Annotated in this window: 19 protein-coding genes; 9 read left to right on the top strand and 10 right to left on the bottom strand. The window is 30.7% G+C overall.

The window, feature by feature from the left end:
* Positions 1-18: 18 nt before the first annotated feature.
* The 4 genes from Q0762_RS02045 to Q0762_RS02030 form a co-directional block, all read right to left on the bottom strand.
* Positions 19-873 carry a cupin-like domain-containing protein gene (locus tag Q0762_RS02045; protein ID WP_298763127.1) on the bottom strand — a complete coding sequence of 285 codons (855 nt, stop codon included), beginning with the start codon at positions 871-873 and terminating at the stop codon, positions 19-21.
* 124 nt (positions 874-997) lie between these two features.
* Positions 998-2,407: a flotillin family protein gene (locus tag Q0762_RS02040; protein ID WP_298763126.1), complete on the bottom strand. Its 1,410-nt coding sequence runs from the start codon at positions 2,405-2,407 to the stop codon at positions 998-1,000.
* A complete protein-coding gene (locus Q0762_RS02035; protein WP_298763125.1) occupies positions 2,401-2,991 on the bottom strand; it encodes a hypothetical protein in 591 nt (196 codons plus the stop codon). Before Q0762_RS02035 ends, Q0762_RS02040 begins: the two co-directional genes overlap by 7 nt.
* Positions 2,992-3,291: 300 nt before the next feature.
* Positions 3,292-5,112 carry a TonB-dependent siderophore receptor gene (locus Q0762_RS02030; protein ID WP_298763123.1) on the bottom strand — a complete coding sequence of 607 codons (1,821 nt, stop codon included), beginning with the start codon at positions 5,110-5,112 and terminating at the stop codon, positions 3,292-3,294.
* A gap of 68 nt (positions 5,113-5,180) precedes the next feature.
* Between Q0762_RS02030 and Q0762_RS02025 the strand changes: the two genes are divergently transcribed.
* From Q0762_RS02025 to Q0762_RS01990, 8 genes are all read left to right on the top strand, one after another.
* On the top strand, positions 5,181-6,683 hold the full coding sequence (locus Q0762_RS02025) for a PLP-dependent aminotransferase family protein (protein WP_298763121.1): 1,503 nt from the start codon (positions 5,181-5,183) through the stop codon (positions 6,681-6,683).
* 48 nt (positions 6,684-6,731) lie between these two features.
* Entirely contained in the window at positions 6,732-7,166 is a 435-nt protein-coding gene (gene umuD / locus Q0762_RS02020; RefSeq protein ID WP_298763119.1) for a translesion error-prone DNA polymerase V autoproteolytic subunit, read from the top strand.
* Positions 7,167-7,415: 249 nt separating this feature from the next.
* Positions 7,416-8,339, top strand: coding sequence for a hypothetical protein (locus Q0762_RS02015; RefSeq protein WP_298763117.1), 924 nt, complete (start codon positions 7,416-7,418; stop codon positions 8,337-8,339).
* A 153-nt stretch (positions 8,340-8,492) separates the two neighbouring features.
* On the top strand, positions 8,493-9,194 hold the full coding sequence (locus tag Q0762_RS02010; RefSeq protein WP_298763115.1) for a Bax inhibitor-1 family protein: 702 nt from the start codon (positions 8,493-8,495) through the stop codon (positions 9,192-9,194).
* A 161-nt stretch (positions 9,195-9,355) separates the two neighbouring features.
* A complete protein-coding gene (locus tag Q0762_RS02005; RefSeq protein ID WP_298763113.1) occupies positions 9,356-9,862 on the top strand; it encodes a DUF2975 domain-containing protein in 507 nt (168 codons plus the stop codon).
* A gap of 3 nt (positions 9,863-9,865) precedes the next feature.
* The gene (locus tag Q0762_RS02000; protein ID WP_298763111.1) at positions 9,866-10,366 is read left to right on the top strand and encodes a DUF2975 domain-containing protein; all 501 of its coding nucleotides are present in this window, start codon (positions 9,866-9,868) and stop codon (positions 10,364-10,366) included.
* Positions 10,367-10,368: 2 nt separating this feature from the next.
* Positions 10,369-11,313 carry a DUF2975 domain-containing protein gene (locus Q0762_RS01995; protein ID WP_298763109.1) on the top strand — a complete coding sequence of 315 codons (945 nt, stop codon included), beginning with the start codon at positions 10,369-10,371 and terminating at the stop codon, positions 11,311-11,313.
* A 1-nt stretch (position 11,314) separates the two neighbouring features.
* The gene (locus Q0762_RS01990; protein ID WP_298763108.1) at positions 11,315-11,521 is read left to right on the top strand and encodes a helix-turn-helix transcriptional regulator; all 207 of its coding nucleotides are present in this window, start codon (positions 11,315-11,317) and stop codon (positions 11,519-11,521) included.
* A 54-nt stretch (positions 11,522-11,575) separates the two neighbouring features.
* On the opposite strand, the gene Q0762_RS01985 is transcribed toward Q0762_RS01990, so the two are convergent.
* A complete protein-coding gene (locus tag Q0762_RS01985) occupies positions 11,576-11,752 on the bottom strand; it encodes a hypothetical protein (RefSeq protein ID WP_298763106.1) in 177 nt (58 codons plus the stop codon).
* Between the two features lie 106 nt (positions 11,753-11,858).
* Positions 11,859-12,308 carry a nucleoside deaminase gene (locus tag Q0762_RS01980; RefSeq protein WP_298763104.1) on the bottom strand — a complete coding sequence of 150 codons (450 nt, stop codon included), beginning with the start codon at positions 12,306-12,308 and terminating at the stop codon, positions 11,859-11,861.
* Positions 12,309-12,398: 90 nt separating this feature from the next.
* Here Q0762_RS01980 and dxs point away from each other — a divergent pair, with 90 nt between their 5' ends.
* Entirely contained in the window at positions 12,399-14,165 is a 1,767-nt protein-coding gene (gene dxs, locus Q0762_RS01975; RefSeq protein WP_298763103.1) for a 1-deoxy-D-xylulose-5-phosphate synthase, read from the top strand.
* 50 nt (positions 14,166-14,215) lie between these two features.
* Here the strand turns inward: dxs and Q0762_RS01970 are convergent, their stop codons facing one another.
* The 4 genes from Q0762_RS01970 to Q0762_RS01955 all read right to left on the bottom strand — a co-directional run bounded on the left by Q0762_RS01970 (position 14,216) and on the right by Q0762_RS01955 (position 22,833).
* Positions 14,216-16,894: a T9SS type A sorting domain-containing protein gene (locus tag Q0762_RS01970; RefSeq protein WP_298763101.1), complete on the bottom strand. Its 2,679-nt coding sequence runs from the start codon at positions 16,892-16,894 to the stop codon at positions 14,216-14,218.
* 58 nt (positions 16,895-16,952) lie between these two features.
* The gene (locus Q0762_RS01965) at positions 16,953-18,290 is read right to left on the bottom strand and encodes a deoxyguanosinetriphosphate triphosphohydrolase (RefSeq protein ID WP_298763100.1); all 1,338 of its coding nucleotides are present in this window, start codon (positions 18,288-18,290) and stop codon (positions 16,953-16,955) included.
* A gap of 1,465 nt (positions 18,291-19,755) precedes the next feature.
* Positions 19,756-21,537, bottom strand: a complete 1,782-nt coding sequence (locus Q0762_RS01960; RefSeq protein ID WP_298763098.1) for a ribonucleoside-diphosphate reductase subunit alpha — start codon at positions 21,535-21,537, stop codon at positions 19,756-19,758.
* Positions 21,538-21,558: 21 nt separating this feature from the next.
* Complete coding sequence (locus Q0762_RS01955) at positions 21,559-22,833, bottom strand: ribonucleotide-diphosphate reductase subunit beta (protein WP_298763096.1); 1,275 nt, start codon at positions 22,831-22,833, stop codon at positions 21,559-21,561.
* Between the last annotated feature and the right edge of the window lie 57 nt (positions 22,834-22,890).

The raw sequence follows: 22,890 nt of genomic DNA, 5'->3' as shown, positions 1-22,890 counted from the left end.
TACAAGAGCAAATTATAGTTATATTTTGGTTTGTTTAATAGCTTGTTCATTTTTCCAATCTATCCATTTTTGTCCTTTTATTCTTCTCATTACGGTATCTATAGTTCGCATCACAAAAACATTGTACATCGCTTTTCCTAAATTTTTAGGGTTTCTTGCCATGGCTCTTAAACTCATAGAAAAACCTGGTGTTAGGTATTTCATATAATGCCAAAAACCTTCTGGCATATACAATACTTCCCCATGCTCTAAATACGTTTTATAACCTTTTGCATTTTTTAAAGCAGGCCATTTCTTAAAATCTGGATCTGAAAAATTAATATCTTCTCTCACAATTAAAGAATGTGGAATTTTATACAAGTGTTTCGTTTGTTGTTGATCAAACAAAATAATTTCTTTTTTGCCTTCAAAATGAAAATGAAAAATATTGGCCAAATCAATATCATAATGCATAAAAGTATGCGAATTTGTTCCACCAAAAAATAACATTGGTAAGCCTTTCATCAACTTTAAACCAAAATCTGGATAGGTAAAATCTTTTTGTAAAATGGGCACTTCTTTTAAAACATTCCACAGAAAAATTCTAAATTTTGTAGGTTTACTTTTTAGTAAATCTACATATTTTGCCATTTGCATTTTTGCATGTGGTTCATTAAAACCATCTTTAAAATCTACAGGTCTATCATCATACAAAGGCACAATTTTGTCTCCTGCAACTTGTTTTATGTAATCTAAATTCCATTTAGAATATGCTGGCCAATCTTTTATAAAATTTTGAATTACAACAGGTTTTTGTGGCTTAAAATAGTTTTTTATAAAATCTTCTTTTGTAATAGTTTCTACCCTTTCTATTTCTATTAAATTTAAGCTCATTTTTAATCCTTTAAGGTTTCAAATTTAAGTAATTAAAAAGAAAAAAATTATCGCATCAAAAAACCATCAACTTTAAAAATTGATGGTTTTTGTGCGTAAGTTAAACGCTAGTTATAAACTAAGTTTATTGCTCTTCTTTTATAGCTATGGTTTTTTCTGCTGCAAGGTCTTTTCCTTTTAAATAATCTGGCAACTGCATGCCTGCCATATTAAACATATCTTGTAAAGGTGGTACTGCATTGTACATTCCAGAAATAAAGTTAGATGTTGAAGATTTACCATCTTTACCACCACCGTTTTCCCAAACTGTAACTTTATCAATTTTAATATTCTTAATAGCTTCTGCTTGCGTTTTTACCAATTCTGGTAATTTATCTGCAATTAATAATAAGGCTGCGTTTTGAGAATCGTTACCAGCTGCTTTTACAATTTGGTCTAAACCTTGTGCTTGTTTTGTTAACACTTCATACAAACCTTTTGCTTCTGCTTCTGCTTTTAAGAAAATGGCATCTGCTTCACCTTTTGCAATTCTTCTAATGTTTTCTGCAGCAGCTTCTGCATCTATTTCTACTTTACGCTTGTCTATTTCTGCGGGTACAATAATGTCTGCCAATTGCGATGAACGTTCTCTTTCTGCTCTTGCCAATTCTGCTTCTTGCTCTGCAGCATAAGATTCTTTTAATGCATTTGCTGCTTGTACTTTTTCTGATGCAATTGCTGTACGTTCTGCTTCTGCCTCTCTTTGTCTTCTTAAAGAATCTGAATTTGCTACATTAATTTTAGCTTTGTTTTCTCCGTCTACAGCTTGTGCATTTGCTGCCGCAACTTGTGTTCTTTCATCTTGTACTGCATTTGCCTCACCAATAGAACCATCTCTATTTTTTTCTGCCACAGATTTTCTTGCTGCGTTAATTGCATGTGCTGCTGCTTCTTTACCTAAAGCTTCTATATAGCCAGATTCGTCTACAATATCTGTAATATTTACGTTTATTAATTTTAAACCTACTTTTTTTAATTCGGTTTCTACAGATTGCGAAATGTTGGTTAAAAACTTGTCTCTGTCATTATTAATTTCTTCAATATCCATGGAAGCAACAACCAAACGCAACTGACCAAAAATAATTTCTTGCGCCAAATCTTGAATTTCATTTTGCCCTAAACCCAATAATCTTTCTGCAGCATTTTGCATAACACCAGGTTCTGTAGAAATACCAATAGTAAATCTACTGGGAACATTTACACGAATGTTTTGTTTAGAAAGTGCGTTTACCAAATTTACTTCTATAGAAATTGGTGTTAAATCTAAATATTCATAATCTTGAATTACAGGAAAAATAAAGGCTGCACCACCATGTATACATTTGGCAGATTCGCCACCACCAACTTTACCATACACTACTAAAATTCTGTCTGATGGACATCTTTTGTAGCGTTTTACCATGGCAATAATTAATATAAAAATAAATAATATTGCAATTCCTACTCCTATTAGACCCGAAAATTGGGTGATTTGTAAATTAATTAAGTTTAGCATAGTAATTTTGTTTTGTTTTGAGGTTCTATAATTAATGTTCCGTTTGTTGTTACTTCTGTAACTGTAATAATTCTGCCTTGTTTTAAATCTTCGTTATAATCTGTTAATGCATCTAGCTCTCTTAAAGCGCCTTGTATTTTAATTTGAATTTTGCCTGTACTTCTTCTATTTGCACCAACTGTTAAATAAACTTCTCCCGTAGCATTTAATGCGTTTTGCATTTTTAAGGTTCCACTAGAAGTTAATTTGCTGATGTAATAAAACAAAGCTGCCATTACAAACATCATTAATAAACCAAAAAAGATAGAAACAATTACAGTGGTTGGTTTTGAGTTACCAGAATGGATACTAGAAATACCACTCCAACCAAAAATAGTAAAAAACGCAATTAAATTTTTTAAGGTAAAAAATTGAAATCCAGCTCCTGTATCTGCATCAATTTCTGCATCTACATCGCCACCAATATCATCTGAATCTGCACCAATTATTGTAGTAATTAATACAATTAAAAACATAAAAGTTGCAACACCTGTAAGCAACCAATACGTTTGCTCAAAGGCTGTAAGTTCTTGAAACCATTCCATTTATAACAATTTTTTAAAAGTTACTAAATATAAATATTTTTGATTGAATAAAACAGGTTATTTTATCAATACATTAGAGAAACTTTAAATTTAAAAATTAACTTTATATAGCGCTATTTTTGTTGATTACATTTAGCATTCGTAAAACGAAAAAAGATAAATTGTATTAAATTTTGGTTGCTCTACATATATTTGTAGCAGAAAAAATGTTTTTGTTACAAAAAAAGTTTTTCTAAAAAAAGAAAACGAAGTACTACAAGGGGTTTAAACCTCTTGTTAAACCCCTTGTTGAAAACCTTGTTAGAAATTATAACGCAAACCAAATAAAATATTGCTTGGTGGCATTGGTACAAAACCAGATTCTATATAATCTGCATTAAAAATATTATTGGCCGTAATTGTAAAATTAAATTTGTTGAAATCTACAATTACAGAAGCATCCCAAACATTATAACTTTGCCCTGTTGTGCGTTCTGCGTGTTTGTAAATAATATTTTGTCTAATATTTTTAAAGAATCTAGAAGAAAAACGCGTTACAAATTGATGTTTTAAGGTATTTAAAGAATAACGAGACAAATCTTTATTATGGTCTAAAATATCATCATTTAAATACGTATAACCAAAGTTTACAACCTGTTTATAACCTAACAATTTAAAATTATAAGCGCCTTCAAACTCAAAACCTTGTGTATTTACAGCTGCAATATTGGTTGCTGTAAAAACACTTGTTCCTGTATCTTCTCTTATATAATCTATTAAATTATCTGAATCTCTATTAAAAAATGCAACAGAACCAGCAAAACGAGCATCGTTGTATTTAAAACCAAATTCTTGCGCAAAAGCACTTTCTGGTTCTAAATTTTCGTTACCAGCAGTTACAGGATCGTTATAAAACAAATCTGTGTAAGTTGGCACTCTAAACGTATACCCTACATTACCATAAGCTTTAAAATTTTCTGAAATTTGTACCCCTAAATCTAAACCAGGAAATGCATTAAAATCAAAATCTGAAAAATAAGAAACAGCAACACCAGGTGTAATATCTATTATATTACCAAGTTTAAAACGGTGTTCTAAAAAAAGATTGGTTATGGTTCTACTTCTTTCACCTAAATTATTACTGCTAATTGCATAGCTAGAAAAATCTATACCAAAACCTGTAATACCCAATTTAGATGTATAAGAAACATTAGTTTCTGCACCAACTTTATTGGTAATATGAAAATTTCTAAAAAAAGCAGGATCATCTCTTTTTAACAGAAACATGTCTTGCCCTCTTCTCCAATACAATCTTGGTGTAACTTTAAATTTATCGTTTTTAAACGTGGTAGAAACACCTAACAAACTGTTTTGAGTTTCTTCATACTCATTCCAAGCAGGATTTGTTGTATAAAAGTTTTCTGCACCAAACTTTTTATCGAAAAACGTTCCAATAATTTCTATAGGTTGTTTTTTCTTGTTTACAATTGCTTTTAAAAAATAGTTGTAATTATTATAATCAGAATTATTTCTGTAACCTTCTGATGTTAAAGTACCTACATGTGCTATAAATGAAGAATTTTCAAACTCTTTACCAACAGTTATAGAACCATTTAATTGCCCAAAAGAGCCGCTTTCTACATTAACAGAAGCAACACTATTAAGTTTCTTTTTAGTAACAATATTAATAGCTCCTGTAAATGCATTTTGCCCAAAAACTCTTGCTGCAGGTCCCTTAATAATTTCTATTCTTTCAATTACTTCAATTGGTAAAGCTGCATTCAAGGTATGGTGTCCTGTTTGTGCATCATCCATTTTTATACCATCAATTAAAAGTAACGTTTGATCAAAACCACCACCTCTAATATACAAATCTGCCTGACTACCTGCAGTACCTCTTCTTCTAATATCTACACCAGCCACTTGTTGCAATAAATCTGCAACATTAGTAGCTGCACTGTTTACAATAGCTGCTTTAGACACAATATTTATAGTTCTAGAGTTTGCTTTAAAAGGCAAATCTATTCTTGCAGAAGTAATAACTACTTCTTTTAAAGTATCTTTTTTTATTAATTTTTCTTGTGCGCTTATTACTGTAATACAACACAATAACACAAATAAACCGGTAATTTTAAATTTCATAAGTATTCATTTTAAATCTTTGGCAAAAGTCGTAACTTTAACAGCACCAAAGATAGTCCAGTTTTAAAATGAAAGATAGTCCGGTATTTGAGTTTTTTAAAAATGAAATTAATTTTGATAAATCACTTTTGCAACCGGTTTACCTGCAAGTTGCAGCACAAATTATTAAAGCCATACAAAGAAACGTATTAACAGCAAAAACAAAATTACCTGGAACACGCATTTTAAGTACACTATTAAAAGTTCACAGAAATACAGCAGTTGCTATTTACGACGAATTAGCTGCACAAGGTTGGGTTGCTATTTTACCAAATAAAGGTACTTTTATAGCACATAAACAACTAAAATTAAACAAATTAAAAGGTACATTAGAAAACACAGACGGAAGTAATTCTGAAATAAAAAAAACTGGTTTTACATTCCAAAAATCGTTTCATTTGGCTTCCACAGTACAAAAAACAAATGCAAAATACACTATAAATGATGGCAAACCAGATTTACGTTTGCACCCTGTAAACGACTTTACAAGATGGTATAGTGCCGCCATGAAACGCAAAACATTAATCAAAAAATGGAACAGACCAAATGAAACCTCATTATCTGTATTTCAAACACAATTGTGTAATTATTTAAATGCAACAAGAGGTTTTAAAAGTACATCAAAAAATATAATTAGTACCAGAAGTACAGAAATGAGTTTGTACATTGTTTCTCAATTACTTTTAAAGCCCAATGATATTGTTTTGGTAGGAAATTTAAGCAATTACGCGGCAAATATGATTTTTCAGCAAACTGGTGCAAAAATTGAAACAATTCCTACAGATAAAAATGGTTTAGATACTAATTTTATCAAAGAAAAGTATACCAAAAACAGTATACGATGTATTTATATTTGTGCGCATAGAGACTATCCCACCACCAAAAGTTTAAGCAGAAAAAGACGTTTAGAATTATTAAAATTAGCTAAAAATTATGGTTTTGCAATTATTGAAGATGATTATGATTACGATTTTCAATATAATAATGCACCTGTAAAACCTTTAGCCAGTGCAGATACAAACGGAATGGTAATTTACTTGGGAAAATTAGGGCAATCTTTATTTCCGAGCTTTCAGACAGGTTTTGTTATTGCACCAGAAAATTTAATTGCAGAAGCCAAAAATTACTTGTATTTGTTAGATGAACAAGGAGATTTAATTCAAGAACAAATGTTATCTGAATTGATTAGCGAAGGCGAAATTCATCGTTTGATGAAAAAAAACATTGTTACCTATAAGCAAAGAAGAGATGTTTTAACGCAACTTTTACAAACGCATTTTTCTAAAATTACCAATTGGGAAATTCCTAATGGTGGTTTGGCAATTTGGTTAAATTTTAAACCACAAATCTCTTTAATAAAATTGGCAACAGCAGCAGAAAAAAACGATTTATTTTTGCCCAAAACCATTTTATATCAAAATAAAAACACTTGTGCTATTCGTTTTGGTTTTGGTCATTTAACTACAGAAGAATTAGAAATTGTAATCCTAAAATTAAAAGAAACTTACTTAGAGATTACCACAAAGATTTAAAAGCATAAAAAGTGATAAAGTGAAAGAAAAGTTTTAATTTGGCGTATTATGACTACATCACAAAATTTAGATTTTTTTGCACCCAAACCTTCACCAATAGCAGGTGCATTTTTTATAGATAATGGCATTTCCGCAGGTTTTCCTGCGCCTGCAGAAGATTTTGAACAAGAACGTGTTTCTTTAGATGAAGAATTGGTAAAAAATAAAGACACTACTTTTTTTGCTAAAGTAAAAGGACAATCTATGATTAATGCAGGTTTAAACGATCAAGATTTATTGGTTATTGATAGAAGTTTACCACCAGAAGATAAAAAAATTGCCGTTTGTTTTGTAGATGGAGAATTTACCGTAAAACGTTTGCGTGTTCAAGGTAAAGAGGTTTGGTTGCAACCCGAAAATCCAGATTACCCAATTATAAAAATTACCGCAGAAAACGATTTTGTTATTTGGGGCATTGTAACCAATGTAATTAAGAAAGTGTAGTTCTTTTTATGTTGAATAAACCTTATACAAACCAAGGTTATCCTATAGCAATAACATTAAAATTTAGAATATTTGTAATACCAAAACTTAAATTATAAACACATTGCCATCAATTTAAAATTAAAAAACATCACTAAGCTTGTTAAATTGAAGTTTTTAGAAATATGGAAGATAAAATCCTCCTTAAACCAATTAAAACCTAGTTACATTAACATAATTCAGCTCTAAAAATAATAGTTAAAATATAGCATGAACATTAAAAAAACATTTGTTGGATTTACTTTCTTACTTTTTTGCACAACCATATTTTCCCAAATAAGCGTAAAAGATTCTACTGTGCAAGTTATTGGTTATTGGGCTAATTTAGAGCAACAATCTTATGACATTTCTTTAGAAAAACTAAAGTTAAAAGGAACAGATACAATTTCTAGAGAATATACAAGTTACGAAGTAGATTTAAAAATAATTGATTCTACAGCAAATAGTTACACTACAGAATGGTATTATAAAAATTACAAAGTAGAAACCGATAGTGAAATTGCAAAAAAAATTAATGCTTTAGCTAGTGATATTGCTGTACAAATTAAAACAGATGAATTTGGTACATTTATGGAAGTTGTAAATTGGGAAAGTATCAAAGAGTATCAACTAAAAGTAACAGATCAATTAAAAGAAGAATTAAAGGACGTACCAAACATTAACAATATTATAGATAATGTTATGAAAAACTTTAATTCTAAAGAAGCTATTGAGGCAAATGCCATAAAAGATGCCATTCAATTTTATAGTTTTCATGGCATTAAATATACTTTAAATGAAAAAGTAAAAGGTAACATTACGCTGCGTAACAATTTTGGCGGCAAACCTTTTGACGCAGCTATAAGTTATAGTTTAGACGAAATTAACGAGGAAGATGGAAATGCTGTAATAAGAATGAAACAGGTTGTAAATTCAGAACAATTAACCAATGAAACTTATAAATTTTTAAAAAAAGTGAGTGCTTTTGGTAAAAATATGCCAAATCGTGAAGATTTTCCTCCATTAACCAATGAAACTTATACAGCCTCTAGAATCCATGGAGAAACAGGTTGGGTAATTTATAGCATAGAAACTAAAGAAGTAAAAGCAGAAGGCACTACAAAAATTGAAGAAAGAATTATTGAGATAAAATAAGTCTGATACAAACTAAGATTATCTTTTATTGCTAACATTAAAATTTAGAAGAATTGTTATATTTTTAATACCAAAACTTAGGTGATAAACGCATTGCCATCAATTTAAAATATTACATAAAACCAAATCATTCAATTAAACTAAAAAACTATTATGGATCATAATTTAACCAACAAAACACTTTTAATAGAATCTACAGACCAAGTCCGTGTAGAATTTTACAAAAAAACCTATGCGCACGTTGCAGGTGGCGTTTTACTATTTGTAATTTTTGAATATTTATTGCTACAAAGTAATGCTATTGTAAACTTTATGCTCTCTATGACAGAAGGTTGGCGTTGGCTGGTAATGTTAGGTGGTTTTATGCTAGCAACCAATTACGCAGAAAGTACTGCATTAAAAACTACCGATAAAAACATACAATACATGGCGTATGCTTTATACGTTTTTGCACAAGCCATTATTTTTGTGCCACTATTATACATTGCTATTTATTATACAGAAAGTGCAGATTTAGTACAACAAGCTGCTGTTGTAACCTTAGCGCTATTTGTAGGTATTTCTGCCATTGTATTTGTAACTAAAAAAGATTTTTCTTTCTTAAAAGCGGGTTTAACCGTTGGTTTTTTTATTGCAATTGGTTTAATTATTGCAGGAACTTTGTTCGGTTTTAATTTAGGTTTATGGTTTTCTGTAGCTATGTGTATTTTAGCAGCAGGTAGCATTTTATACCAAACTTCTGAAATGGTTAACAAATACGGAACAGAAGATTACATACCCGCTTCTTTAGGCTTATTTGCTTCTTTAATGTTACTTTTTTGGTATGTTTTACAAATTTTTATGTCTAGAGACTAAGCTTATTTTTTTATAAAAATTAGCATTCAGACCTCACAGTTTTTAAAAAAATCTGTGAGGTCTTTTTTTTGATGAAAACTAAAATAATTACTTTTTTAAAATATTTTATTATTGTTTTTCAATAATTTTTATATATTTGTTATCGTAAAACAATAATTATTATGAGAAAATTAAATATTTTAAAAGCTATTGTAGATTTTATGTGGATAATTGCTGTGCCAATTACTGCACCTTTAATTCTTCTTTTAATAATTGCAATTTGGTTTGACAAGTTTTCTGGAATAGACTTTAATTTTCTTGGAATTGAAGTAAAACTAGATCGTTTACCTTCTAAAATTATAATTTTTCTAACTGGAACTAGTTTTTTACTACAGATTTATTGTCTGCACATTTTCAAGAAGGTTTTGCGCTATTTTAAAAACGTTAAAATTTTTGATGTTTTTGTTATCAACTCCTTTCATACAATTGGCAAACTATTAACTATCTCTGGAGCTTTGTTTTTATGTATTGGTTTTGTTGGAAAAATTTACCTTCAAAACAAAATTAGCATTTCATTAGGTCTTCATCCCTATTTATTAATAATAGGTTTGGGTTTGTTTTTTCAAATACTTAGCGAAGTTTTTAAAATTGCCAAAAACACAAAACAAGAAAACGATTTAACCATATAATTTATGAAAGATTTAAAAGACACAAAAAAAGCCATTAAAACCTATGCATTCGTTTTTACATTTATGCTGTTTCTATATCCTATTAAAGCGCTATTCGCTTTTATGGAAAACGATTTTAGTTATTTAGGAATGGTAATTAACAACGCTAGTGCCAGCGTAATTTGGATTAAATTCGGTATTAAATTTATTGCTAGTATTGTGTTCTTTATAGGGCTATATCATTTGATAAAAACACTAAATTTTACCGATTTTAAACAACTCTTTTCAACCGAAAAAATACTGCTGTTTAAAAAAACCGGTTTTTACTTTTTACGTTCTAGTGCAATTGGTAGTTTATTAATTTTTGTAGATATTTTTGATGGTAAGTTTGCCAACTTAAAAATGAGTACAGACTTTATATTCATCTTATATTTTTCTATGATTATGGGCTTCTTTTTCTACGTTTTTAGCAGAATATTAGAAAGAGCAAAAGAATTACAACAAGAAAACGATTTAACCATATAATTATGATCACAATTTATTTCTTATTATTTGCAATTGTAGCAGTTTTTCTAGTAATACTAGTCTATAAAGCTATTTTAAAAAAAAGTATTGTAAATTATTTATATAGCATCTTTAGAGCTGGTTATTGGTTTCTTATTTTATTTTTAGTTTTTCAAATTTCTATGGAAGTTTTTACAGAAAATGGCACCATTCACTTAGATGATAGTAGTAGAATTTTTAGTTCAGATCATTCTTCAAAAGGCTATAATGTACCAGTAACTATCAACTTATCTTTTGATGAAAAAAAAATATACAATTACACTAAAAAAGATACGATTACTGGAGAGACTTTTTCCGGCAATTTCACAAAATTCTCTAACGAGGAAAAAAACAACCCAATTAAAAAAAGTTTTCTTAGAAATGCAGGCATTACAAAACAACAATTAGATAGTATTTTTGAATATTCATCAGCTATTAAAATTCAAGGAAATAAACTTAAAATTTCTGGAGAATCTGGCTTAAATAAAACTTTAAAAACAAATACTTCATCATTTAGCACAAATGGGTATTTAAATATAAAATCTTCTCATTGGTTTTTTGTTTTTTGTCAGTTTGTTGGTAATTATCTAAAAATACTAGTTGTAATAGTTATTTTCTACCAAATGCAATCTATTTTTAAAAATTTAAAGAAAGAATTTAAATTTAGCAAAGCACTCTCTAAAAAAATGAAATGGGTAGGTTTTTTAGTGCTGACCCTACAATTGTTAACTTTTATACTAAGTGTTATTTATGGTATTTATTATAATTATGTTGGGTTTAAAAATCCAAATAATGATATTCAACTTAGCATAAACCCAAGATTAGAATTCGATTTTACTTTTTTTATTATAGGTTTGGGCCTAATTGTTTTAAGTACTTTATTAGAAAAAGGCGGGGAAATTCAACAAGAAAACGACTTAACCATATAATATGGCAATTATTGTAAACTTAGATGTAATGCTTGCCAAACGCAAAATGCGAAGTAAAGAGTTGGCAGAAATTATTGGCATTACCACAGCAAATTTATCCATCTTAAAATCTGGTAAAGCCAAAGCGGTTCGTTTTTCTACTTTAGAAGCTATTTGCAAAGCTTTAGATTGCCAACCTGCAGATATTTTAGAGTTTGTACCCGATTAACATGGTTTATTTAAAAGTTGGTCTTGTTGCGTCTAACTGCTTCAACTTTAATTTTTAATGCTGAATTTCTGCATCCTTATCTTTGTTTTCTAGCATGTTGTATTTCAAATTTGTAAAAAGATACACCATTACCAAAATACTTCTTAAATCATCTGGATTGTATTCTTTAAAGAGACCAAACTTATTTAACAAAAAAGAAATACCGAATAAAACAAGGGCTGTTATCGCCAATTTTTGATATGTTTTTCATCAATAGCAGAATTTAAATCAACCTAAAATTAAGGAATCTTGCTTATTTTAGCAACACTAAAAACTCAAAATTTTACAATTCTTAAATTCAATTCAAGTTTCGCTTTTCAATAAAAAATCGTTTTAACAATTGTGCGCATTCATTTTCTAAAATACCACCAACCACTTTTGTTTTTGGATGTAACGTTGTTTTTAAGTTGATAAAACCACGTTCTGGTTCACTAGCTCCATATACAATTTTACCAATTTGCGCCCAATAACTAGCGCCTGCACACATTTGGCAAGGTTCTAAAGTAACATACAAAATACAATCTTTTAGGTATTTACCTCCTAAAAAATCTGCTGCTGCAGTATACGCTTGCATTTCTGCATGTGCAGTAACATCATTTAAAGTTTCTGTTAAATTATGCGCTCTTGCAATTATTTTATCTTTAAAAACTACAATAGCACCTACAGGAATTTCACCTTTATCAAAAGCATATTCTGCTTCTTCAAAAGCTTTTTTCATAAAATAAAGATCATCAAAAGGCTGTATCATTTTTTAATGTTATAAGTAACGAATTTAAATAAAATAATTAACGGGCAGTTTTAAAAATCACAAATTTTGATGTTGTATTTTTGCATTGAAATGAAAGTTTTATTAGACCATATTAATAATCCAAAAGATTTAAGAAAATTAAACCTTTCTCAATTGCCACAATTGGCAAAAGAGCTGCGCGATTTTATTATAGATATTGTAGCTACTAAAGAAGGGCATTTAGGTGCAAGTTTAGGTGTGGTAGAACTTACTATAGCATTGCATTATCTATTTGACACCCCAAATGATTTACTAGTTTGGGATGTTGGCCACCAAGCTTATGGCCATAAAATTTTAACGGGTAGAAAAACTATTTTTCATACCAATAGGCAATTTAATGGTATTGCAGGTTTTCCTTCTCGTAATGAAAGCAAATTTGATGCTTTTGGTGTTGGACATTCCTCTACATCTATTTCTGCAGCTTTAGGTATGGCAATTGCAGCCAATTTAAAAGGCAATACCAAAAAACAACATATTGCTGTTATTGGTGATGCTTCTATTGCAAGCGGAATGGCGTTTGAAGCTTTAAATCATGCAGGTGTTTCTAAAGCTAATTTGCTAATTATTTTAAATGATAATGCCATTGGTATAGATCCTGCAGTAGGTGCTTTAAAAGAGTATTTAACTAGGGTTAAAACCGATAGAAAACTTGCCGCACAAAATAATATTATTAAAGCCCTAAATTTTGATTATTCTGGGCCAATAGACGGGCACAATTTGCCTAAATTAATGCAAGAATTAACACGTTTAAAAAACGTGAAAGGACCAAAATTTTTACATGTAATTACTACAAAAGGAAAAGGTTTACAAAAGGCAGAAGAAGATCAAGTAACCTATCATGCACCAGGCAAATTTGATAAAATTTCTGGTGAACGTTTAAAAAAAGAAAACAACTTATTTACCAAATACCAAGATGTTTTTGGTAAAACTATTGTAGAATTAGCAGAAAATAACCCTAAAATTGTAGGAATTACACCTGCCATGTTAACAGGGAGTTCTTTAAAACTTTTATTAGAAAAATTTCCTAAAAGAACTTTTGATGTAGGTATTGCAGAGCAACATGCAGTTACCTTAGCTGCTGGTATGGCAACCCAAGATTTAGTGCCTTTTTGTGCTATATATTCCACATTTTTACAGCGCGCTTACGATCAAATAATACACGATGTTGCTTTGCAAAAATTACCGGTTATCTTTTGTTTAGATAGAGCTGGTTTGGTAGGTGAAGATGGCGCAACACACCATGGTGTTTTTGACATGGCTTATTTAAGAACAATACCCAACTTAATTATTTTTGCTCCAAGAAATGAAATTGAATTGCGTAACATTTTATATACTGCCCAACTAGGTTTAAAAAACCCTATAGCCATCAGATATCCTCGTGGTTATGGAAACATTATAGATTGGCAACTACCATTTAAGAAAATAACAATTGGTACAGGAATTCAACTTAAAAAAGGAAAAGATATCGCAGTTTTATCTGTGGGTACAATTGCTAAAAATGTAGAAGAAGCCATAATTTTATCAACAAAAAAAGAACAAATTGCCCATTTTGATTTGCGCTTTGTAAAACCTTTAGACCACAAACTGCTGCATACAATATTTAAAAACTATAAAACCATTTTTACTATTGAAGATGGTGCTATAAAAGGTGGTTTTGGATCTGCAATTTTAGAATTTTCAGCCCAACATCATTATAAAAATACCATAAAAATATTAGGTATTCCAGATAGTTTTGTAACACATGGTTCTGTTGTAGCACTGCAAAAACAAATTGGTTTAGATGCTAAAAGTTTAGCAACATTATTTTCTTACGCATAAAAAAAGACGCTAAAATTAGCGTCTTTTCAATTAAAATTTCTGTTTAAAATTTATTCTATAACAATCTTCTTAGAAGCTTTCTTGCCGGTTTTATCTATAATATTTACAATATAAATACCAGTATTTGCATTTATAGAAATTTGCTGCTGCTCTTTAACATTAAAATCTACTTCTTGTTTATGTACTTGTCTACCAGCAATATCAAAAACTACTACGTTAGATTTTCCTAAACTATTTTTAGCAAATAAAGTAAAGTTTCCATTAGATACTGTTGGGTACACTGTAAATGCAGATTTATCTGATAGTACATCTTCCACAGCTGCTGTTCCTGCTGTAAAGGTAGCTGTAAACATACCTCTACCATGTGTTGCTGCCAAAATTAAATTGTCACTTTCTCTATATTGCAACATATCTACTCTTACATTCCCCATATTGTTTGAAGCTTGCTCCCAAACTACAGGTGTTGCTGTAATATCATCTGATTTCCAAACACCAGCTTCAGTTGCTAAAATGGCTTGTTTTCTATTTAAAGGATTAAATAAAGCCCATCTTACAGGTATGTCTGGTAAATTACCTTCTATATCTGTCCAATTTTCACCGCCATCTGTAGTATACCAAACACTTTTTACTCCAAAATTAGAATATGTTAATAAGATTTCATCATCAGAAGCACCAATTTCTATACAAGAAACTGCTCCTGTTATTTCAGGTGTACGAATATTTGAAAAAGAATCATTAGTTGCATTTAATGTAACAACATTACCTACAGAAGTACCAAAATAAACTGTTCTTTCGTCTTTATTATAGCTAGATACTCTTATATGAGTAATGTCTCTACCTCCAAGAAGTCCTATATTTTCTAAATTATCTGTTGTTCCATTAAAACCTCTTCTTGAGCCTTGGTCTTCCCCATCAGGCAAAAGCTTAGCTCTAGAAATAGAGTTGGTTCCGTTATAAGAATATAAAATGTTGTTTTCATCATCATAATCTGCAGGATTTATAAAACTACCATTATCGTTAAGAATTAAAGGAACAAAATCTCTAGCTCCATTTTCTCCCAAAGGATATAAATAGTAATTATTATTTTGTGTTGATGCTATAAAATACAAACCATCAGTTCCATTTTCTGCAGTTTGGTCTATAAATGAAAAACCACCGTCTCCTCCTAAAAGTTCTGTAGTATTACTAATACCTGTCTCAAAAAAAGCGGTTGTACCATTATCTTGCGCACCACCTATAAATACGTTTTTATTTACAGGATCTATGGCCCCAGAATAGTATTGTGTAACATTAAAATTTAAATTTCTTGGTTCTACATCTGCAAATGGAAGTAAACTTGCTTTATCTGAATAAAAAATACCACCGTCTGTAGAAAATAGGATACCGTCTGAATTTGGTCTATATATAATATTATGAATATCAGCATGAGCAAAATCTACCGATGAATCTACATTTAAGTCCCAACTAGAAACTTTAAACCAAATTCCACCACCATTTATGGTTTTAAAAGTATTAATTCCTCCAATAAAAACTTCATTTTCATCTGTATTGCTTACTCGAATTGCTAAATCATACCAAGCTTGACCTCTGGTAAAATCATCATTAGGAACTGTACTATCTCCTGTATCTTCTGGTTCTATAACTCCAGAATTATTAGTTTCACTTGAAACCCAACTGGCACCGTTATCTGTTGTTTTAACCACTTCTCCAAGTCTATTACTGCTAGTAATTAAAGCATATACAATATCTTTATTACTTGGTGCTGTAGAAATTGCTACCCTACCACGCCCAGATAATGAAGTTGTATAACTAAGTGTAAAGTTAGTACCATCTGAAGAAGAAAAAATACTACCACGAGCACTACCAAACCAAATTTTGTTATCTGCAGCAATATCTAAATCTCTTACTGGTTCAGAAGAAACTCTAGTCCAGTTTATTCCTCCGTCAATTGATCTAAATAATCCTCTATTAGCAGAACTACTGTCATCTCCAGTAGCCGCGTAAATTACTCCAAGGCTTCCTCCTTCATTTCTTACAACCATATCAAAAACATAGTCGAATTCTTGGGTAGAAGGTAGCACATTCCAAGTAACACCACCATCTAAAGATTTCCAAATTCCTGCGCCATTTACGGCATCAAAATTACCCCAACCTTCTCCAGTACCTGCATAAATTATTGGACTATTTAGTGGGTCTGCAGCTAAAGCAGATATTGCAAAATTTGACATTTCTGGGTAAACTAATGTCCATGAAGAGTTTGGATCTGTAATATCATCATTTTTCCAAATACCACCACTTACGCCTCCAGAAAAAACTCTTTTGTTTGAAGTATCATTAGGATCAAAAAGCATAGCTCTTACTCTACCAGAAACCGTTTTTGGACCTCTAGATTCCCAATTAAAATTACTGTCATCTGTTTTTCCTAAATTAGTTTGAGCTCTTTTTTTTGCGCTAAAACTTGCAACTTCAATTAGATTTTCTTTGTGTAATCTTTTTGTAATTGGATTTACAGTTTTTAAAAAATCTTGCTCAAAAGCCAAGTCAGGTCTATCTTTTTTTGGTAAGTCCTTAACTTGTTTTGCTGTTAAATGCTTTCTTTTTGTAAAAGGGTGGTTTTCTAAGTAGTTTGAAAACTCTCTTTGTTGTTTTTCAAAAGCAGTTTCTTTTTGACAAGCAACAACAAATAGGGTTATTACAGCTACTAAACTTAATAATTTTAGACTCTTCATATGACTTAATTATTTATAATTTAAAAAGGAAACCAAATTTAAGTATTATATCTTACTCTTAAATAATGTTACCTGTTAATTTTTTGTGCATTTTAATGGCATAACTGTCAGACATTCTAGAAACATAACTGCAAACTTGCATAATTCTGTTATACAAATTATTGGTTTGCGTTTTGTATTCTTCTGGCATTAATTTTAGTACCAAACTATCAAAACTAGAAGGCGTGTTGTTATGCCTGTTGTTTAATGCCGTAACAAATACGTCTAATAAATCTGCTATAATTCTATAGCCTGCTACTTCTTTTTCTACAACTTCTGTACTGTTATAAATTTTAGCAACACTAATTTTTAATATGTCGTTAATCTGTGCTTCATACTTACATTTATCTAACAAAGATTTGTTAAAAGTGCCATTTAAAATGCTTTCTTCGTTTTTTAAGAAGATTGCTACTGCCTCGTTAATTAAAACACCAATTGCTAAAGCACGTAAATAACTTATTCTATCTGTTTTGTGCGGTAAAGAATGGTATTTTTTAATGTCTATGGTATCTTTTACCAACTTAATCATGTATTCTAAGGCAAATTCTTCTTCTATTAAACCTAAATTAATACCGTCTTCAAAATCTATTATGGTGTAACAAATATCATCTGCAGCTTCTACCAAATATGCTAAAGGATGTCTGTAAAAAGAAATGTCTTTTGTGGTTTTTTGCAACATTCCTAATTCTGTCATAACTTCTAAAAAATCGGTTTTTTCTGATTGAAAAAAGCCATACTTTTTATCTGAAATATGATTTGTAGGTTTTTTTGGAAGACTTTCTTTGGGATATTTTATAAAAGCACCTAAAGTTGCATAACTTAAGCGTAAGCCACCAGAAATGCCTGCTCTAGATTCTGTTAAAATTTTGAATCCGTTTGCATTGCCTTCAAAATCTATTAAATCTTGATATTCTTTTGCTGTTAATTGTTCTTTATATTTTGCGCCATTTGCAGATTTAAAATATTCTCCAATAGCTTTTTCTCCAGAATGCCCAAAAGGCGGATTTCCAATATCGTGCATTACAGAAGCTGCTGCTACAATAGCTCCAAAATCGTTAAAAGTATAGCCTAATTTTGCTAGGTTTGGATGGCGTTCTAACAACACTTTACCTACTCTTCTACCCAAAGTTCTACCCACTACAGAAACTTCTAAACTATGTGTTAAACGTGTGTGCACAAAATCGGTTTCAGAAAGTGGAATTACCTGTGTTTTATCTTGTAAACTTCTAAATGCTGATGAAAATATAATTCTATCAAAATCTACATCGAAACCTAAACGTGTTTCGTCTTGTGCTATTCTGTAGCGTTTTTGTGTGTCGCCAAAACGTTTTAAAGAAAGAAGTTGTTCCCAGTTCATTATATGCTAAATTTATTATGATATTTTCATCTATAAAACTGTTTAAGTTCTTTGAAAATACCAAAGTTCGAAAATACGAAATCTTTAGCCTAAACCAAGTTTTTCTTGTTTATCTAATTCTCTAATAATTTCATATTTTGTTGTTGATTTATTCTTTTTAATTTCTTCTGATTTTTTTATTCTTATTTGTTACACAGGTTATGCTGTAAAAAGCTTTAAGATATGGCCCAGTTTTGTATGAATAGCTTTTAGCGTGACAAAAAATTGGGTGTGTTTCTTCCTCTACACAGTTTGTTATTCTGAAAGCATCTTTTTGAGGCTTTACGAAGTCTTGCGTGAGATGCTTTCAGCAGGACAAGTTTGCAGATAAAGAATTAATACTTGCAAACAAGCTTAGCCTTATGGTATGGCTCAGTTTTGTGTGAATAGCTTTAAGCGGGGCAAAAAAATTAGGTGTGTATCTTCTTCTACACAGTTTGTCATTCTGAAAGCATATTTTTGAGGTTTTATGAACTCTTGCGTGAGATGCTTTCAGCAGGACAAGTTTGCAGATAAAGAATTAATACTTGCAAACAAGCTTAGCCTTATGGTATGGCTCAGTTTTGCGTGAATAGATTTCAGCGGGACAAAACTTTGTGTGAGTTTCTTCTTCAACACAGTTTGTTATGTTGGATGCATCTTTTTGAGGTTTTATGAACTCTTGCGTGAGATGCTTTCAGCAGGACAAGTTTGCGAATAGAAAATTAATGCTTATAGACAAATTTGGCTATACTCTATCGCTAAGTTTTGTGTAAATAGCTTTCAGCGGGACAAAAATTTGGGTGTATTTCTGTTGCAACATAGTTTGTTATGCTGAATGCATCTTTTTGAGGTTTTACGAATACTTGCGTGAGATGCTTTCAGCAGGACAAGTTTGCGGATAAAAAACTAATGTTTGTAGACAAGCTTAGCTTTACATTATGAATCAGTTTTGTGTGAATAGCTTTCAGCGTGACAAAACTTTGTGTGAGTTTTTACTTCTTCACATTTTGTCATTCTGAAAGAATCTTTTTGGGGTTTTATGCACTCTTGCGTGAGATGCTTTCAGCAGGACAAGTTTGCGGATAAAAAACTAATGTTTGCAGACAAGCTTAGCTTTACAATATGAATCAGTTTTGTATAAATAGTTTTTAGCGTGACAAAAATTTAGGTGTGTTTCTTTTTCTACACAGTTTGTTATGCTGAATACATCTTTTCGAGGTTTTATGAACTCTTGCTTGAGATGCTTTCAACAGGACAAGTTTGCGGATAGAAAACTAATGTTGGCAAACAAGTCTAGCCCAGATTGAACGGCTTGTTTGAGCTCTTTTTTGTTTTTTTCAAACAAAAAAAGCGAGTAGTGAAAGCTGGAAATGGCTTCAAAAAAAAAAAGAGAAAAACATTACTGCTTTCCTCTTTTTTACGAACTTTTACTATAAAAATGTGTTTATCCTTCACAAGATGCACATTCTTTCTTTTGTTTAAATTTTTGTGCAGCATTCATACTGTGTTGGTAATACATAGATTTTACTCCTAATTTCCAAGCGTTAATGTATACTGCATTTACTTCTTTAATTGGCATATCTGGATGCACCATAATGTTAATAGACTGCCCTTGATCTATGTGGTTTTGTCTGTTTGCTGCTTGATATACAATTACGTTTTGATCTATTTCTGAATAGGTTTTAAAGACTTCTTTTTCGTGGTCTGATAAAATGGTTAAGTGTTGCACAGAACCATCATTATCTCTAATACTTCTCCAAATTTCTGTTGTATTGTGTCCTTTTTCTTCTAGAAGTTTTTCTAAAACAGGGTTTTTAATAGTGGTTTTAATTTTTGCAATATCTTTTACATAAATATTAGACCAAATTGGCTCTATTCCTTGAGATACTTGCCCCAAAATAAATGCAGACGATGTTGTTGGTGCAATTGCGTTTAAGGTTGCATTACGTCTGCCATAACCTTTTAAAACTGCTGGCTCACCATATTCTTTTGCCATTTCTTCAGAAGCTTTGTAAGATTTTTCTTTGATTACTTTAAAGATTTCACTGTTTAAATCATAAGCTTCTGCACTATCAAAGGCGTACATTTTAGATTGTAAAAGTGAGTGCCACCCTAAAGCGCCTAAACCTAATGCTCTGTTGTCTTTGGCAAAGTTGTAGGCTTTTTCCATAAAACGGAAGGTAAATTGATCGTCTCTGTTTTCTGATACTTTAAATACTTCTAATTTGGTAATGAATTCTTCCATTACGGCGTCTAAGAAATAGGTAAGTGTTTCTACTGCGTCTGTATCTTTCCACTTGTCATAATGCAATACGTTTATAGAAGATAAACAGCAAACGAAAGACCAATCGTCATTAGAGGGTAACATAATTTCTGTACATAAGTTACTTGCGTAAATCTCATGATTTTTGTCTTTATAAACATCTACAGTGCCATTGTTTGCATTGTCTCTAAACAATATATAAGGATACCCAATTTCTCCTCTTCTTTGTAAAATTTTTGCCCAAATGCTTCTTTTTTCTACATCGCCAGCAATCATTTCTTCCATCCATTGGTTACCAACAGTTACACCATGGGTTAATTCTTGAATTGGATTCCCTTCTGTACCAATTTCTAAGAATTCTTTAATATCTGGATGGTCTACTGGTAAATATGGTGAAAAACGACCTCTTCTTACAGAACCTTGGCTAACTACATCAACCATTTTTTCAAACAATTGCATAATGTGTACAGAACCAGATGATGAACCATTATTTTTTACATCTGCGCCTCTTTCTCTTAATTTACCAAAGTAACCTGATGTACCTCCACCTAATTTAGACATCATACCTACTTCTGATTGAGAGAATAAAATATCTCCCATATCATCTGCTACATGCGAACCAAAACAACTAATTGGTAAACCTCTTTTTTTACCAAAATTAGACCAAACTGGCGATGCTAATGAGTAATAACCTGCAGCCATGTATTTGTAAAACTTGTCTGCAAAACCATCTTTCTTTAAAATACGTTCTGCATTTTCTGCAATTTCGCGAATTCTTTGTTCTGGCGTTGTGCCTTGTGTTAAATAACCCGATTCTAAAAATTTACGACTGTTTTCTGTTAGCCATTCAATTTCTGGTTGGTTTTTATTTTTAAGCATTTCTTTTCGCGCTGTATTTCTTGCTTGAATTAGTCTTTCGTGCTCAGTAAGTTCTGTTGCTGTTTTTGTTTCGTTCAGGTTCATAGGTTATAATGAGGTGGTGGTTTAAAATAGGTCGTCGCTAGTAATACTTTTAGTTCTTTTACTATAATTTATAGATCTTTTTACAAAGAAATCTCCGTGTTTGGTTCCAATAATTTCATCATCAAACCAATCTGTTTCTGCTAATAAAGCTTCATCTACATCAAATACTTGATCTACACCAATGCTAGCTAAAGATTTGTTGAATCTATTTTTGATAAATTCTTTAATTACATCTTTTGGTAAGAAGTCTAATTCTCCTTTCTCAAAAATCCAATCGATTATTTTACTTTCTGCAATAAATGCCTCTCTACATGTTTCTTGTACTAATAAACCATGTGCTTCATCAAACCAATCTGGGTTTTCTGCTTTAATAATTTTAATTACATCAATACCAAAGTCTCCATGAATTTGTTCTTCTTTTGATGTTGCTTCTACTACATTAGAAATACCTTTTAATTTGTTTCTATGTTTGTTAAAAGCCATTATTATTAAAAACTGAGAAAACAAAGAAACATGTTCTATAAACAATGAGAACAAAATAATAGATTCTGAAAACTCTTTATTATCCTCGCTATTTACATTTTTAAGTGCTCCTTCTAAGTAATTTACACGTCGCATAATTACAGGATTTTTTTTCAAGTTTTTAAACTCGTTATTTAATCCTAAAATTTCTAATAAATGTGAATATGCATCATGGTGCCTTACTTCACTTTCTGCGAATGTAGCACCTACAGAACCAATTTCTGGTTTTGGCATTTTCTTATAAATATCTCCCCAAAAAGTTTTTACAGCTACTTCTATTTGAGAAATTGCCAACATGGTATTTTTAATGGCACTTTTTTCTACTTCACTTAAACCTGCCTTAAAATCTTGAATATCGCTTGTATAATTAAATTCTGTATGAATCCAATACGAATGTCTAATAGCATCTACATATTCATTTAATTCTGGATAATCATAAGGTTTAAGATTTAATCTTTTTTCGAAAATATTCTTTTTTCTGCTTCTGTTTTGCTCATCTCTATATAAAATATAAGCTTTAGCCACATCATGAAATGGGCTATCCATTAACTTAAATTCTACAATATCTTGAATTTGCTCTACAGTTGGCACATAATTGGGTTCTTTTAACTTCCTTTCTAATAAGGTACCATTCACAATATTTGTAATTGCAAGAGCATCTTCTCTTGATCCGTTGTCTACAGAAAGCATGGCTTTTTCTATAGCCCGAGTAATCTTGTCTAATTCGAAATTACTGGTTTGGTAATCTCGCTTAATTATTTGAGTAATTTCCACGATAAAAAGGTATTTGTTCTAAGTTAATAAATGGTTAAATACCACCTCTACAAAGAT

Origin of the sequence: uncultured Polaribacter sp. (assembly GCF_947495205.1) — a bacterium.
GTDB lineage: Bacteria > Bacteroidota > Bacteroidia > Flavobacteriales > Flavobacteriaceae > Polaribacter.
The sequence above is the reverse complement of the archived record's forward strand: the minus strand, read 5'-3'. Positions and strand labels throughout refer to the sequence as shown.

What these genes read in the sequence shown, in the direction of transcription:
- Q0762_RS02045 (WP_298763127.1), bottom strand. Translation starts at nt 873, where the DNA reads ATGAGCTTAAATTTAATAGAAATAGAAAGGGTAGAAACTATTACAAAA.
- Q0762_RS02040 (WP_298763126.1), bottom strand. Translation starts at nt 2,407, where the DNA reads ATGCTAAACTTAATTAATTTACAAATCACCCAATTTTCGGGTCTAATA.
- Q0762_RS02035 (WP_298763125.1), bottom strand. Translation starts at nt 2,991, where the DNA reads ATGGAATGGTTTCAAGAACTTACAGCCTTTGAGCAAACGTATTGGTTG.
- Q0762_RS02030 (WP_298763123.1), bottom strand. Translation starts at nt 5,112, where the DNA reads ATGAAATTTAAAATTACCGGTTTATTTGTGTTATTGTGTTGTATTACA.
- Q0762_RS02025 (WP_298763121.1), top strand. Translation starts at nt 5,181, where the DNA reads ATGAAAGATAGTCCGGTATTTGAGTTTTTTAAAAATGAAATTAATTTT.
- umuD (WP_298763119.1), top strand. Translation starts at nt 6,732, where the DNA reads ATGACTACATCACAAAATTTAGATTTTTTTGCACCCAAACCTTCACCA.
- Q0762_RS02015 (WP_298763117.1), top strand. Translation starts at nt 7,416, where the DNA reads ATGAACATTAAAAAAACATTTGTTGGATTTACTTTCTTACTTTTTTGC.
- Q0762_RS02010 (WP_298763115.1), top strand. Translation starts at nt 8,493, where the DNA reads ATGGATCATAATTTAACCAACAAAACACTTTTAATAGAATCTACAGAC.
- Q0762_RS02005 (WP_298763113.1), top strand. Translation starts at nt 9,356, where the DNA reads ATGAGAAAATTAAATATTTTAAAAGCTATTGTAGATTTTATGTGGATA.
- Q0762_RS02000 (WP_298763111.1), top strand. Translation starts at nt 9,866, where the DNA reads ATGAAAGATTTAAAAGACACAAAAAAAGCCATTAAAACCTATGCATTC.
- Q0762_RS01995 (WP_298763109.1), top strand. Translation starts at nt 10,369, where the DNA reads ATGATCACAATTTATTTCTTATTATTTGCAATTGTAGCAGTTTTTCTA.
- Q0762_RS01990 (WP_298763108.1), top strand. Translation starts at nt 11,315, where the DNA reads ATGGCAATTATTGTAAACTTAGATGTAATGCTTGCCAAACGCAAAATG.
- Q0762_RS01980 (WP_298763104.1), bottom strand. Translation starts at nt 12,308, where the DNA reads ATGATACAGCCTTTTGATGATCTTTATTTTATGAAAAAAGCTTTTGAA.
- dxs (WP_298763103.1), top strand. Translation starts at nt 12,399, where the DNA reads ATGAAAGTTTTATTAGACCATATTAATAATCCAAAAGATTTAAGAAAA.
- Q0762_RS01970 (WP_298763101.1), bottom strand. Translation starts at nt 16,894, where the DNA reads ATGAAGAGTCTAAAATTATTAAGTTTAGTAGCTGTAATAACCCTATTT.
- Q0762_RS01965 (WP_298763100.1), bottom strand. Translation starts at nt 18,290, where the DNA reads ATGAACTGGGAACAACTTCTTTCTTTAAAACGTTTTGGCGACACACAA.
- Q0762_RS01960 (WP_298763098.1), bottom strand. Translation starts at nt 21,537, where the DNA reads ATGAACCTGAACGAAACAAAAACAGCAACAGAACTTACTGAGCACGAA.